This window comes from Phenylobacterium sp., assembly GCF_041691455.1.
In the GTDB taxonomy this organism is placed as follows: domain Bacteria; phylum Pseudomonadota; class Alphaproteobacteria; order Caulobacterales; family Caulobacteraceae; genus Phenylobacterium.
In genome coordinates, this window is the sequence record NZ_JBEPUO010000001.1 from 410,057 (window position 1) to 423,112 (window position 13,056).

Genomic DNA, 13,056 nt, shown 5'->3' on the forward strand with positions numbered 1-13,056 from the left:
TGGCGTTCGCCGGTACTTACTTAGGCTCCATCGAGACCTCTATAGTGAGGGCTGGATCGGGTTCGGCGGAGCGGCGTGAAAAAGGTGACCACCTTCCTGTATGAGGGCGACCTCCCGGCCGACGCCTTGGCCGGCGCTTCCGTCGTGGCGATCGATTCGGAGACCATGGGCCTGCGTCTGGGCCGCGATCCGCTCTGCGTCGTGCAGCTCTCCGACGGCGCCGGCGACGCCCATCTCGTGCGGCTCGACCGCTCGACCTACGACGCGCCGAACCTCAAGCGCCTGCTCACCGATCCCACTGTGCTGAAGATCTTCCACTTCGGCCGCTTTGATATAGCCATGTTCTGGCTGCACCTTGGGGTCGTGACGGCCCCTGTCTACTGCACCAAGATCGCCTCGAAGCTGGCGCGGACCTACACCGACCGCCATGGGCTGAAGGACGTCACCAAGGAGCTGATCGGCGTCGATCTCTCCAAGGCCCAGCAAAGCTCCGACTGGGGCGCGCCCAAGCTCAGTGAAGAGCAGGTGGCCTATGCGGCCTCCGACGTGCTGCACCTGCATGCGCTGCGCACGCGGCTCGACGAGATGCTGGTCCGCGAGGGCCGCGAGGGCCTGGCGCGCGCCTGTTTCGAATTCCTGCCGCACCGCGCCCTGCTGGATGTCGCCGGCTGGGAAGACGTCGACATCTTCGCCCATAGTTAGGCGCGCGCATGGTGGTGTCGGTCTCTGATATCTCCCTGATGCCGCCGCCGGCCCGGCGGGCGTCGATCCAGCGCTGGCGGCGCCGCTCGCGGGTGATCGCCGCCCTGCGTATCATCCTGCCCGGCCTGATCGGCCTGATCCTCGCGGGACTGGCCGCCACGGTCGCTTACAACACCTTCACCGCCCAGCCAGTCGCGGCCGGCTCCTCGAACGAGCCGATCCGCCTGGTGAACCCGCGCTTCGTGGGACGCGACGACCGCGGCCGGCCCTTCGTGCTGATCGCCGCGACCGCGACCCGCGACCCGCAGGACTATCAGAAGGTCTATCTCGACAAGCCCGCCCTGGTGCTCGACGACGAAGGTCCCGATCCGCTGCGGATCACCGCGGCCAAGGGCGTCTATCACGAGGCCTCACGTAAGCTTGAGGTGAGTGGCGGCGTCCGTCTGGCCGGGGCTCGCGGCGCCTTCGAAACCGCCCAATCGCTGTTCGACACCCACACCGGCGAACTGGTCGGTTCAGGCCCCATTCAGGGCGCCGGGCCGCTTGGACAAATCGACGCGAAGTCCTATGGCGTTTACGACAAGGGCGCTCGCATGGTCTTCAAGGGCGGCGTCCACACGCGTCTGCAACCGAAATGAGGCTGAGGCCGTCGATGAAAAGCCTGATCGCGATGGCGGCGCTAATGGCCGCAGCCGTGGCCGCCCAGCCCGCCGCGGCCCAGCTTGGCGGCTCCAAGTCGCCGATCGACATCACCGCCGACGAGGGCGAGACCCACAACGCCGACTGCACCGCCACCTGGCGCGGCGCGGCCGAGGCGCTGCAGGGCACTTCGCGCCTCAGGGCCGACGTTATGACCGCCACCATGGAGCGCCAGACCGAGAAGGTGAAAACCTCCGGGAGCGGCGGCGGCGGGTGCGGCGAGCTCGTCACCCTGGAGGCCAAGGGCTCGGTCTATTTCGTCACCCCGACCCGCCGGGTGCACGGCGACCGCGGCGTCTATGACGCGGCCAGCACCACGGTCACCATCACCGGCGACGTGACCGCGGTGGAAGGCGACAACGTCATGCGCGGCGCCAAGATGGTCTACAACACCCAGACCGGGGAGGGTCACGTCGAGGGCGGCGCCAAGGGCCTCGGCGCCAAGAACCGGCCGCGTGGTGTTTTCTATCCCAAGCAGTCCCCATCTAAGGACGGCCAGCCGAAATAGCGGCGGCCAGACCAGGTGACCCTTTTGAAGCCGGAACGCTTCGACATCCGTCCAGGCCTCGCCGGCGAAGGCCTGGTGGTGGACAATATCGGCAAGTCGTTCCGCGGCCGCCCGGTGGTCAAGGGCGTCTCCATACGCCTGGGCAGGGGGGAGGTCGCGGGCCTGCTCGGCCCCAACGGCGCCGGCAAGACCACCTGCTTCTACATGATCACTGGCCTGATCGCGGCCGACTACGGCGCGATCTATCTCGACGGCGAGAACATCACCGCCCAGCCGATGTACCAGCGCGCCCGCATGGGGGTCGGCTACCTGCCGCAGGAGACCTCGATCTTCCGCGGCATGACCGTCAGCGAGAACGTCATGGCGGTGGTCGAGCTGCGCGAACGCGACAAGAAGCGGGCCCGCGGCGTCGTCACCGAGCTTCTCGAAGAGCTGCATATCGAGCACCTGCGCAACGCGCCGGCGATCTCGCTCTCGGGCGGCGAACGGCGGCGCGTCGAGATCGCCCGCGCCCTGGCCTCGGAGCCGTCGTTCATGCTCCTCGACGAGCCCTTCGCCGGTATCGACCCCTTGGCCATCGCCGACATCCGCGAGGTGATCGCCTACCTGAAACGGCGCGGCATCGGCATCCTGATCACCGACCACAACGTCCGCGAGACGCTCGACATCATCGACCGCGCCTCGATCATCCACGCCGGCGAAGTGCTGTTCGAAGGCCGCCCCGACGAGATCGTCGACGACCCCGAAGTCCGCCGCGTCTACCTCGGCGACACCTTCGCCTGATCGACAGCGCTGGAGGGCGCCCGGATGATGCGAGCTTCCCTACGAATTTTCGCCGTCGCGGCCCTGGCCCTGGTCCTCGCGACGCCCGCCGCGGCCGCCGGGAAGATGGTGGACGCCTCGAAGGTGTTCGCGCGGCTCGACGCCTACCTCAAGCTGCCGCCCGCGGAGCGCAGCCATTTCACCATGGCCTATTACCTGCGCGTCGGCGACGCGCCGCTGACCGCGCCGGCCTGGCTGGTGGAAGGCGACAGGAAGACTGCGATCCCGCTGCGCGCCGACGGCCGGATCCTGCGCCTGCCGACCGCCGCCCAGCTCGGCGCCGCCAAGGTCGAGATCGGTGTCGACGCCGCGACGAAGGTGAATGAGAACATCGGCCTGGAGCCCCTGGCGGCGCCGGCCCAGGACCTCGACGCCCGCGAACTCGCCATCGCCCTGGCGCAGGCTCAGGGCGGCATGCGGAAGATCGCCGGGCCCATGGGCTTCGCCCTTTCGACGCCCAAGGCGATCCTGTTCGTCGGCGCCCAGTCCGGCGAGGCCGAGCTCGCCGACGGCAAGCGCGTACCCCTGCCGATGATCAAGGGCGCGCCGGCCTACGATCCGGCCGCGCTCGCGAACGCCAAGCGCATCCACCTCGCCAGGACGCCCCAGAAGCTCGACATCGACTGAACGTCGGATCGCCGTCACCCGAGGCTTCGGTCCTGATTCACTTCGGGCTCGGGCCCGCCGCCAGCTCGCAGTCCCTCTTCAGCGCCTCGTCGCCGCTCGCCCGGCAGCGCTGCAGCACGGCCTGCGCCTGGTCGGTGCGCCCGGCCTTGAGGTCCAGCGCGATGATCAGCGACAGGAACGGCTTCTCGTCCTCGAACCGCGCCTCGCCGGCCTCGATGACGTTGAACGCCGGATCGGGGTGGCCGGTCCGGTAGAGCATGCGCGCGTGGTCGAGGTAGCCGTCGATGGTCTGGTCGGGGCTCCTGTGGGCCTGCTGGAAGAGCTGGGCGCTGCCGGTCACATCGCCCTGGTCGCCGCGCAGCCGGGCGGCCTCGTTCAGCACCAGGGGCGTATCGCGGTAGCTGGTCTTCAGCGCCCGGGCGAGCTGGCCCTGGGCGCCGGCATAGTCGCCGTCGGCCCGCAGTTTCATGGCCTGCCGGACGGCGGGCACCACCACCTGGGCCTCGGCGTATTCGCGGCTCGCCTTCACCAGGTTGAGCCAGGTCCGCTGCTCGTCGCGCAGCGGCAGGCCCTTCGGATAGGCGTCGGCGGAATAGGCGGCGATGCCGGCCTTGCGGGCCTCCGGCGAGCGGTGCTTGGGCCCGCCCTCCAGGCTGCCGGCGACGCCCAGCGCCACCCGGCCGGCGCCGCGCAGCAGGCTGCCCTTGATGCCGCTCATGCCGCCGGCCATGGCGTTGGCCGCGGCGGTCGGGGAAACCTTGGTGAGCTGCGTCTTCAGCTGGGTGTCGAGCGTGTCGCTCAGCGACTTCCTGTTCACCTGGTCGGCCTGGATGGTGTCGAACACCCGCGCCGAGGCCGATTCCGCCGAATAGTCCGCCGCCTGCGACAGGTCGAAGCCGAGCGCGTCGGCCTCGTCTTCCTGGGAGCGCGACCAGGCCGGCTCGACCATCACATTGTTGATGAAGTGGATCAGGTCGTTGGTGGCGTCGGCCTGCCGCCCGGCGGCCTCGGCCGCCGCATTGGCCGCGCTGCCCGCGCCGCCGCTGCGCAGGGCCGAGGCCACCGCATAGGCCTGGCCCAGCCGGCTGATCATCTCGGCCCGCTTCTTCAGGCTGTCGTCCTTGCTGAAGTGGCCCAGGCGCACATGGCCGAGCTCGTGGGACAGCACGAAGGCGATCTCGTCGTCCGTCTGCGCCTGCTCGAGCAGGCCGAAGGCCACCATCAGCGAGCCGTCGGGCAGGGCGTAGGCCTGGTAGAAGTCGAGGCCCAGGATGTAGACGCGGATCGGCTGGGTCTTGTCGTAGGGCCAGCCGGCCTCGGCCTTGTCGAGCAGCGCCTTGATGCGCGCCTCGGTCTGCGGCATCCGCAGCCGCGCCGCCTGGAACTCGCCCCGGTTCACCGCGTCGGCGGCGAGTCCGAGCGCGCCGCCCTGGCCCTTGCCGCCCGGCGCCGCGGCCGCGCCGAACTTGCGGTTGGCCACCTGCTTCACGAAGGGGCCGTTCTTGCCGGACACGCTGAAGGCGTCGCGGCCGGGCAAGGACACCGCCCCGGCCGCCGGGCCGAGCGCCAGCGCCGCCAGGACCCCGAGCGCGATCGCCGGCGCGAGGCGCCTCATGGCCGCTTGCAGTCCGCGGCGCCGCCCAGGCCCATGTTCGAGGCCGCGTAGGAACTGCCGGACGCCCGCGCAGCGCCCGCCACCGCCGTGCAGGCGGCCTTGGCGCCCTCGGTCTGCACGTCGAGGCCGCGCAGATAGACCACGCCCGCCCCGTGCTTCACCCCGATCGAGTTGCCGACCCCGTAGCCGACGATCGGCTGCGGCAGCTTCAGCTCCTCGGCGGAGAGCTGGCCCAGCGGCTGGCCCTTGTCGTCGAAGGTGCGCAGCTGAGGCCGCAGCGCCTTGGTCACGCTGCCCATCGTCTCGGCGTGGGCGGCGGCGGGGATCGCCAGGAGGAGGACGAGCGCGAGCAGTCTAGACTTGGACATGGACGGTCTCCGATGAGGCGGGGGTGACGGGCGCCGGCGTCGCGGCCGGCGGAGCGGGAGCGGGGGCAGGCGGGCGCGGCCGGGCGAGGCGGTCTTCCTCGAACTTCAGCGCGCGGCTGCAGAGGCGGATGTAGGCCAGGATCCGGCGGACCACCGGGATCCGCTCGATGGAGCCGGAGATGTCGGCCGGCAGGGTCTGGCGCGTGGCGTAGAACAGGAAGCCCAGGGCCACGCTGGACAGCCCGATCCAGTTGATCGGCGAGCGGTGCGCATAGGCGACGCCCAGCCAGGTGGCGAAGCCGATCACCCCCAGCGACGTCGTGAACATCAGCAGGTAGAGCGGCCCGTAGACCGCCGAGCGCAGGCGCGGCTCGACGCCCTCCTCGATGGCCCGGTCGAGCAGGGTGTTCCGCGCCATCACCCCCATCACCCCGCAAAAGGCGAGCGCGAAGATCAGCAGGCTCTTCAGGAAGTCGGAATCGACCATGGCGTTGGCGTTGCGGCGATAGTCCGCGCCGTCCTCGATCAGGTTGTCGAGCGCCATGGCGTGGTACTGGACGCCCGGCACCTGGCCGTGCACCGGGCTCTCCACCCAGTCCGACGAGGCGTGGAACTGGCCGCCGACCATCACCAGCCTGCCGGCCAGCAGGCGCTGCAGGTCTCTGCTCTCCAGGCCCTGGCCGCCGACCATCCGGTCGTAGCCGAGGCTGAGCGTATAGGCGCATTCCTGGCGCGCCCCGGCCGCGGGGCCCCGCAAGCCCGCCATCTGCTCCATCAGCCGCCCGCGCCAGCCGTCGGCGTCGGCCCGGCAGGGCGCCTTTCGCCCGCTCACCGCCTCGGTCATCCGCAGGTAGTCGGGATCCGGGCGCGAGCCCCAGACCACGTCCAGCGGCGCATCGAAGGTCTTTGCGAGGTCCGGCGCGCGCGTCGTTCCCCCGGCCAGCGCGCTCCGCCCCGCCGCCTGCAGCGCCTTGAAGCCCGCGATCCCGCAGGCGTCGGCCCGGCGCAGGCAATAGGCCGCGTAGAGCGCGAAGGCCGGCGAGACGTCGAAGCGGTGGACGCTTAGCCGCGCCGCCTTGGCCGCGTCGAAACCGTAGACGGTGATCGTCGGATAGGCCTGCTGGCCGACCAGCGCTGGGGCCATGACGCTCACCCCGTCGAGCTTGCGCTGCACGTCGGTGAAGAGGTCGAGGTCGGCCGGCGACGGCTTGGCCACGACGATCGGCACGCCCCCCGCAGCGACGATGCAGGCGATCTTCATCAGCGGGTCGGCGGTGCAGGCGGGCCTGTCCGCCCAGGCCTGCGCCCGGGTCGCCGCCGCGATCCCCGCCAGAAAGGCGTCGAAGCCATCGGTGGGGCCGCCCTGGCCCATGTAGACGAAGTCGACGAACACCGCGGCGGGCGGCGCGCCGCCGGCGTTCAGCACGTCGTCGATCATCGTCCACTGCTGGTCGTAGGTCGGCGGAAACCGCGTCCAGCCATAGCCCTTCATGGCCTCGACGGAGGTCTCGTCGAGATAGACCAGGCTGACCGCCTTCTGTCCCTTGCGGTCGGGGCCGTAGTCCGCCGCCGTGATCCGCTGATAGACCCCGTCGGCCAGGCGGTCGGAGGCGTTCTCCAGGCCGAACAGGTTGATCTTGGAGACCGCATAGGCGGACGCGGCCAGCAACAGGCTGACGACCAACGCTTTCAGCACCCTGACCAACGCGACCAAGCCTTGGTCCTCCCCGCCGCCGAGTCTTCGCAGCGCCCGGGGCTTAGTCAAGCTCGCCGCTCGGCGTTCAGCGACCCGCGGTCTAGTCCGGCGGCCGGCCCCAGGGCCCCCGTTCACCGTCGCCGGCGCGCATCTCGCTCATCTTGTCGCTCATCAGCTTGCGCCAGCGGGCCCGGAGCATCGCCGGCCGCTCCGGATAGCGCTCCTCCAGGAACTCCGCGGCGGTCACCCGGTCGGTGCGGAAGCTGCGGAAATCCTTCCTCAGTTCGCACCAGGTGATCATCAGGCGCACGGTCTCGTGATAGCCGACCGCGAACGGCCAGACGGTGCGCGCGCTCATCCGGTCCTGCTCGTCGCGGTAGCTGAGCGCGATCTTGTGGCCGGCGCGGATCGCGTGGCGCACCAGCGCCATGTCGAGGCCGTCCGGCGCGATGTTCCAGCGCGGCGCCGCGCGGGTCGCCGGCTCGAGCGCGAAGGGCCGCAGCCGCTCGGGCACCGCGGCCCCGATCTTGGCGATCAGGTCGAGCGCGGCGCGGGCCAGCGCCGGGTCGCCGCGTCCGGCCACCCATTGGGCGCCCAGCACCGCGGCCTCGATCTCGTCGGGCGTCAGCATCAGCGGCGGCAGGTCGAAGCCGCCGTCCAGCACATAGCCCACCCCCGCCTCGCCGCGGATCGGCACCCGCTGGGCCATCAGGTCGGCGATGTCGCGATAGATCGTGCGCTTGGAGGTCTCGAGCTCGGCCGCCATGGCGTCGGCGGTCACCGGCCGGCGGGTGCGCCGCAGCACCTGGATGATCTGGAACAGCCGATCGGCGCGTCTCATGGGCGAGGTCCTGCTGACAGGCTGCCGCCAGTGAACCCGCCGCCCGCCGCCCGTCAAGCCCGATCGGCCGCCCACGCGATCTTCCGCTGAGCTGCGCCGTATCGTCGGCCGTTAACCTGTCGGTGGGGTTCGCGCCGTTAAGGTCCCCAGCAAGAAACAGGCCAAGGGCCCCGATCAGGGCCGCGGCGAGGGGATCGATTTTGGCGCTCAGCGCTCGACTAGAGATTCGGCAGGGCCAGGGTCTGGTCATCACGCCGCAGCTGCAGCAGGCGATCAAGCTGCTGCAGTTGTCGAATCTCGAGCTCGAGGCCTTCGTCGACGAGGAGCTGGAGCGCAACCCGCTCCTGCAGCGCGACGAGCGCGACGCCGAGCCGGCCGCCGAGACCCCGGCCGAGGCGGCCACCGACTTTTCCGCCGACCGCATGGACGACGCCGGCGCCCGCGCCGACCTCGACACCTCCCACGACGAGGCCTCGCCCGGCGAGCGCGTCACCGGCGACGCCGAGCACGACATGGGCGCGTCCGAGGCCGGCGCCTCGGTCGACTGGTCCAAGGCCAGCCGCGGGAGCGGCTCCTTCGAGGGCGACCCCGAGGCCATGGAAGGCGTGCTCACCCGCGACAAGACTCTCAACGAACACCTGCACGACCAGCTCTCGGCCTCGGGCCTGAAGGGGCCGGAAGCCGCCGCGGCCATCGTGATGATCGACGCCGTCGACGAGGGCGGCTACCTGCGCGCCGAACTGGCCGAGCTCGCCGATCGCCTCGGCTGCGCCGAGGAGCTCCTCGAACGCGTGCTCACCGTGCTCCAGGGCTTCGAGCCGGTCGGCGTCTGCGCCCGCGACCTGCGCGAATGCCTGATGATCCAGCTCAAGGATCGCAACCGCTTCGACCCGGCGATGTCGGCCCTGCTCGACAACCTGCAGCTCCTCGCCCGCCGCGACATGCCCGCCCTGAAGCGCGCCTGCGCCGTCGACGACGAGGACCTGCGCGAGATGGTCGCCGAGCTGCGCGCCCTGACGCCTAGGCCCGGCGCGGCCTTCGGCGGCGAGCCAGTGCAGGCCGTGGTGCCGGACGTCTATGTCCGCGAGGGCCTGGGGGGGCTCTGGCTGGTGGAGCTCAATTCGGAGACCCTGCCGCGCCTGCTGGTCGACCAGCGCTACCACGCCCGCGTCAGCGCCTCGGCCCGCACCGACCAGGAGAAGACCTTCGTCTCCGACTGCGCCGCCCAGGCGAGCTGGCTGGTCAAGAGCCTCGACCAGCGCGCCAAGACCATCCTCAAGGTCTCCTCGGAGATCGTTCGCCAGCAGGACGGCTTCCTGGCCTATGGCGTCGAGCACCTGCGGCCGCTGAACCTCAAGACCGTCGCCGACGCCATCGGCATGCACGAATCCACCGTCAGCCGGGTGACCTCGAACAAATACCTCTCCACCCCGCGCGGGGTCTTCGAGATGAAGTTCTTCTTCACCTCGGCGATCCAGGCCACCGAGGGCGGCGACGCCCACTCCGCCGAGAGCGTGCGCCACAAGATCCGCCAGCTGATCGACGCCGAGGCCAGCGAGCGCGACGTCCATTCCGACGACTCGATCGTCGACATCCTCAAGGAAGCCGGCGTCGACATCGCCCGGCGCACTGTCGCCAAGTACCGCGAGGCCATGCGCATCCCCTCGTCCGTCGAGCGCCGCCGCAAGCTCAAGGAAACCGCCTAGCCCTCCTCTCCGCCGCGAAGCGAGAGGGAGAGGGTAGGGAGAGGGCGGCGCGGGAGCCGGCGCCACGGGTGGCCGGCAAGCCGACATTCCGAAGGTCCGCTATGGGTGGAAAGCCTTGCCCCTCGCGGGTCAGGGTCTAGTCTTCGGCCAGATAGTGGATGAAGGCTATGAGCGACGCTGTCGGCCCTGGCGATCTGGTTCTATGCGTCAATGCCGCCCCAAACCATGCCACGGGAAGGGCGGTGCCGCTCCAGGCCGGAGAGACATACCGCGTCATCGCGGTCATGGAATTTGGCTGCCCGTGCGGCCGTTCGGATGCTTTGCTCGATGTGGGCGTTGACTTCGCGTGGTGCCAGACGCGCTTTCGGCTACTGCCAAAGCCCAAGGCCCAGGCCAGGACCCGCCGAGTTTCGGCCCCCAGGGAGAAGGAAACGATACGCTGACAGCCGACGTCGGCTTCGGCTGTGTGCCGACCTCCCGAACTTCGGCCAAGGGTGGATTGCGGACATCGGCCCACTTAAGCTGACGGCATGCTAGCCAGCCTGATCCGACTCTCAGCGATGGCCTTGGCGGCGGGGCTAGCGGCTGCGGCGACGGCTCACGCCGACGAAATGGTGCCGGAGCCGATCTGTTACGATGCCTTGGTGTTGGCGAAAATCGTGCGGCAGGTACCAACGGAGTACCCAAGTTGCGGCGACTGCATTGTAATGTCGTGGCCCTGGATCGTTGAACTCAACGTCGAACGGATCTTGAAGGGGAGCGCCCCAGAGGGTGTGGTCACGGTTCTGACCGTCCAACACGCGTACTTGCGAACAGACCTTGGCGCCCGCCACTGGTGGCTTAGGCGCAATGTGCTCGGAGCCTTCAACGTACTGCAGCTTGAGGGCGAACAAGGCCCATCGCGCTGCAGCAAGGACCTCCCGCCGGCCAGGCCCTTCATCTCACCAGTCGCCGGCAAGACATTGAGCGACCTGCGGCGAGAGAGTGAGCGAGCCAACAAGCAGGGCACTGAGCGCTAACGTCCGCTAAGGGTCGCAAACGGACATCGGCCTCATGCCCGGTAGCGGATTATGAGTCCACGCCCTGGCTCACCTCTCCCACACACCCCCTCCCTTACTGACGCTCGGCGCGCACGAGGGCGTCGGCCCCGCCGGGCCCCGACCGGCTCGATTTCCCTTGGCCGCGGGCGCCCTCGCCCCCCACATGAGGGCCATGCCCCTCGATCCACAGGCCCGCCGGCCGCTCTCCGAAATCCTGCGCGAAATCTCCGAGCAATCCGCCCCGACGGTCTCCATCGGCGAGCTGATGGAGCGGTTCGGCGGCCGGGCCATGGGCGCTCTGCTACTGATCTTCGCGCTGATCTGCATCCTGCCGCTGCCGCCAGGCGCCACGACCATCTTCGGCGCGCCGCTGGTGCTGCTGGCGCCGCAACTGGTGATCGGCTCGCGCGCGCCCTGGCTGCCGGCGCGGATGCGGGCGCAGTGCATCGCCACGGCGGACCTCAGGCGCGGCCTGCCGCGCCTGTTGCGGGGACTGGAGCGCGTCGAGGCGGTGTCGCGGCCGCGGCTGCTGTTCCTGTTCGGGACCTGGGGGCACCGGGCGATCGGCCTGGTCTGCACGGTGCTGGCGCTGGTGCTGATTCTGCCGATCCCGCTCGGCAACATGCTGCCGGCCGCCGCGGTCACCGTCCTGTCGCTTTCGCTGGTGCAGCGCGACGGGTTCCTGGCGCTCTTCGGCTACACGCTGGCCGCCCTCAGCGCCGGCGTGCTGATGCTCGCCGCGAGCCTGATCGCCCGGGTCCTGACCCACGTCTTCGAGCTTTTATCCCTGGCTTGACACCTTCCGGGGCCCGGCGCGTTGATCTGGGTATGCAAATCCAAGTCACCGGCAAACACGTCGACGTCGGCGAGGCCTTGCGCTCGCGGGTCTCCGACGAACTCTCCTCCAGCATCGGCAAATACTTCGATCGCGACGGCGGCGGCGCCGACGTGGTGGTCAGCCGCGACGGCCACGCGTTCCGGGTCGATTGCGCGGTCACGCTGGCCTCGGGCCAGCAGCTCACCACCCATGGCCTCGGCGGCGACGCGCACCTCGCCTTCGACGCGGCGAGCGCCAAGATGGAAAAGCGCATCCGCCGCTACAAGAACCGGCTGAAGGACCACCATCCCCAGGCCATGGCCCGCCAGGCGGAGACCGCGGCCTATTACGTCCTGCAGGCGCCCGAGGACGACGAGGGCGAGGACACGCTAGACGTGGAGACCGCCAGCTTCCCGGAGCCGATGGTCATCGCCGAGACCGAGACCCCGATCAACGTCATGACCGTTTCCATGGCGGTGATGGAGCTCGACCTGACCGAATCTCAAACAATCGTGTTTCGAAACGCCGCGCATGGCGGATTGTCCGTGGTATATCGCCGCCCGGACGGCAACATCGGGTGGATCGACCCCGAACGCACCAAGGCGAATGGGACCAGATCGGACGGAACCGGCAAGGCCTAGGAACGCCTTGATCGACCGTCTGGAGGCGGCCCGTCAGGGGGGCGGGTCGAGTTAGTGCGAGCTTCGTAAGAGACACCATGCAAATCGGCGAACTACTCGATCGCAATGCGATCGCCCTGCGCGTGAGCGCCGCCAACAAGCGCCAGGCCCTGGCGGTCATCGCCGAGATCGCGGCCCGCAACTTCGGGCTCGACGCCGGCGAGGTGCTGAACGCCCTGACGGACCGCGAGCAGGCGGGCTCGACCGGCGTCGGCCACGGCGTCGCCGCCCCCCACGCACGGCTGGACGGCCTCACGCGCCTGCGCGGCGTCTTCGTGCGGCTCGATCATGCCGTGGAATTCGAGGCGGTGGACGACCAGCCGGTCGACCTGATCTTCGCCCTCTTCGCCCCAAAGGAATCGGCCGGAGTGGAGCATCTGCGGGCGCTTGCCCGGGTCTCGCGGCTTCTGCGCCAGTCGGAACTGCGCCAGCAACTGCGCCAGGCCCGCACCGCCGACGCCATCCACGCCCTCCTGGTCCAGGACCCGATCACCCGCTCCTCAGCGGCGTAGCGCCAATGCCCCATCCCTCCCCCAAAGAGGAGGGATGAGTTCTGTGGGAGGGGCTTTGGGTCTTAGTGGACGGAAACCGGCGCCAGTTCATGGGCCAGGGCGGCGGCGACCGCGGAGTCGCGATCGGTCAGCACGGCAAGGCGTTCGCCGTCGGCGCGGTGCACCGCGTAGAGGGTCTGGTCGGGGGCCAGCTCGAACCCTTGGATCTGGGTCGAAGGAACGCTGGCCAGGATCTCGGCCGCACTGACTGGACGCACGTAAACAAGGTCGGGCGCGCCAAGAGCGGCAAAAGCTTCAGTCGATAGAATAGGCGTCATCATGACCACCTCCGTAAAACTCAACGCCTCGGACGGTCGCAGGTTCAGCGGGCCGTTCGATAGCTGAGACGACGGACATCCGACCGTCTCATTTTTGCACAGTTTG

The 13,056-nt window shown here is 69.6% G+C and carries 14 protein-coding genes; 9 read left to right on the forward strand and 5 right to left on the reverse strand.

The annotated features are described in order from the left end of the window. Positions 1–84 precede the first annotated feature (84 nt). Genes ACESMY_RS02175 through ACESMY_RS02195 form a run of 5 tightly spaced genes read left to right on the forward strand, consistent with a single transcriptional unit; the run spans position 85 to position 3,358 of the window. Positions 85–702, forward strand: coding sequence for a ribonuclease D (locus ACESMY_RS02175; protein WP_372781703.1), 618 nt, complete (start codon positions 85–87; stop codon positions 700–702). 8 nt (positions 703–710) lie between these two features. Then, complete coding sequence (gene lptC, locus ACESMY_RS02180; RefSeq protein ID WP_372781705.1) at positions 711–1,340, forward strand: LPS export ABC transporter periplasmic protein LptC; 630 nt, start codon at positions 711–713, stop codon at positions 1,338–1,340. A gap of 14 nt (positions 1,341–1,354) precedes the next feature. Beyond that, positions 1,355–1,909, forward strand: coding sequence for an LptA/OstA family protein (locus ACESMY_RS02185; protein WP_372781707.1), 555 nt, complete (start codon positions 1,355–1,357; stop codon positions 1,907–1,909). A gap of 45 nt (positions 1,910–1,954) precedes the next feature. Then, on the forward strand, positions 1,955–2,692 hold the full coding sequence (gene lptB / locus ACESMY_RS02190) for an LPS export ABC transporter ATP-binding protein (RefSeq protein WP_372782286.1): 738 nt from the start codon (positions 1,955–1,957) through the stop codon (positions 2,690–2,692). 24 nt (positions 2,693–2,716) lie between these two features. Further along, the gene (locus ACESMY_RS02195; protein WP_372781709.1) at positions 2,717–3,358 is read left to right on the forward strand and encodes a hypothetical protein; all 642 of its coding nucleotides are present in this window, start codon (positions 2,717–2,719) and stop codon (positions 3,356–3,358) included. Positions 3,359–3,395: 37 nt separating this feature from the next. Here the strand turns inward: ACESMY_RS02195 and ACESMY_RS02200 are convergent, their stop codons facing one another. From ACESMY_RS02200 to ACESMY_RS02215, 4 genes are all read right to left on the reverse strand, one after another. Next, positions 3,396–4,973: a M48 family metalloprotease gene (locus ACESMY_RS02200; protein WP_372781711.1), complete on the reverse strand. Its 1,578-nt coding sequence runs from the start codon at positions 4,971–4,973 to the stop codon at positions 3,396–3,398. Then, positions 4,970–5,341 carry a hypothetical protein gene (locus ACESMY_RS02205; protein WP_372781713.1) on the reverse strand — a complete coding sequence of 124 codons (372 nt, stop codon included), beginning with the start codon at positions 5,339–5,341 and terminating at the stop codon, positions 4,970–4,972. The genes ACESMY_RS02200 and ACESMY_RS02205 overlap by 4 nt, the downstream gene beginning before the upstream one ends. Beyond that, complete coding sequence (locus ACESMY_RS02210; RefSeq protein ID WP_372781714.1) at positions 5,328–7,055, reverse strand: CHASE2 domain-containing protein; 1,728 nt, start codon at positions 7,053–7,055, stop codon at positions 5,328–5,330. The genes ACESMY_RS02205 and ACESMY_RS02210 overlap by 14 nt, the downstream gene beginning before the upstream one ends. A gap of 82 nt (positions 7,056–7,137) precedes the next feature. After that, positions 7,138–7,878 carry a helix-turn-helix transcriptional regulator gene (locus ACESMY_RS02215; RefSeq protein WP_372781716.1) on the reverse strand — a complete coding sequence of 247 codons (741 nt, stop codon included), beginning with the start codon at positions 7,876–7,878 and terminating at the stop codon, positions 7,138–7,140. Between the two features lie 200 nt (positions 7,879–8,078). Between ACESMY_RS02215 and rpoN the strand changes: the two genes are divergently transcribed. The 4 genes from rpoN (at position 8,079) to ACESMY_RS02235 (ending at position 12,633) form a co-directional block, all read left to right on the forward strand. Next, positions 8,079–9,584 (forward strand): RNA polymerase factor sigma-54, encoded by a 1,506-nt coding sequence (rpoN, locus tag ACESMY_RS02220; protein ID WP_372781718.1) that lies wholly within the window; start codon positions 8,079–8,081, stop codon positions 9,582–9,584. 1,212 nt (positions 9,585–10,796) lie between these two features. Then, positions 10,797–11,420 (forward strand): exopolysaccharide biosynthesis protein, encoded by a 624-nt coding sequence (locus ACESMY_RS02225; protein WP_372781720.1) that lies wholly within the window; start codon positions 10,797–10,799, stop codon positions 11,418–11,420. A 32-nt stretch (positions 11,421–11,452) separates the two neighbouring features. Then, positions 11,453–12,082, forward strand: a complete 630-nt coding sequence (gene hpf / locus ACESMY_RS02230; RefSeq protein WP_372781722.1) for a ribosome hibernation-promoting factor, HPF/YfiA family — start codon at positions 11,453–11,455, stop codon at positions 12,080–12,082. Positions 12,083–12,159: 77 nt separating this feature from the next. After that, on the forward strand, positions 12,160–12,633 hold the full coding sequence (locus ACESMY_RS02235; protein WP_372781724.1) for a PTS sugar transporter subunit IIA: 474 nt from the start codon (positions 12,160–12,162) through the stop codon (positions 12,631–12,633). 62 nt (positions 12,634–12,695) lie between these two features. On the opposite strand, the gene ACESMY_RS02240 is transcribed toward ACESMY_RS02235, so the two are convergent. Next, the gene (locus tag ACESMY_RS02240; RefSeq protein ID WP_372782288.1) at positions 12,696–12,950 is read right to left on the reverse strand and encodes a DUF1150 family protein; all 255 of its coding nucleotides are present in this window, start codon (positions 12,948–12,950) and stop codon (positions 12,696–12,698) included. Positions 12,951–13,056 lie beyond the last annotated feature (106 nt).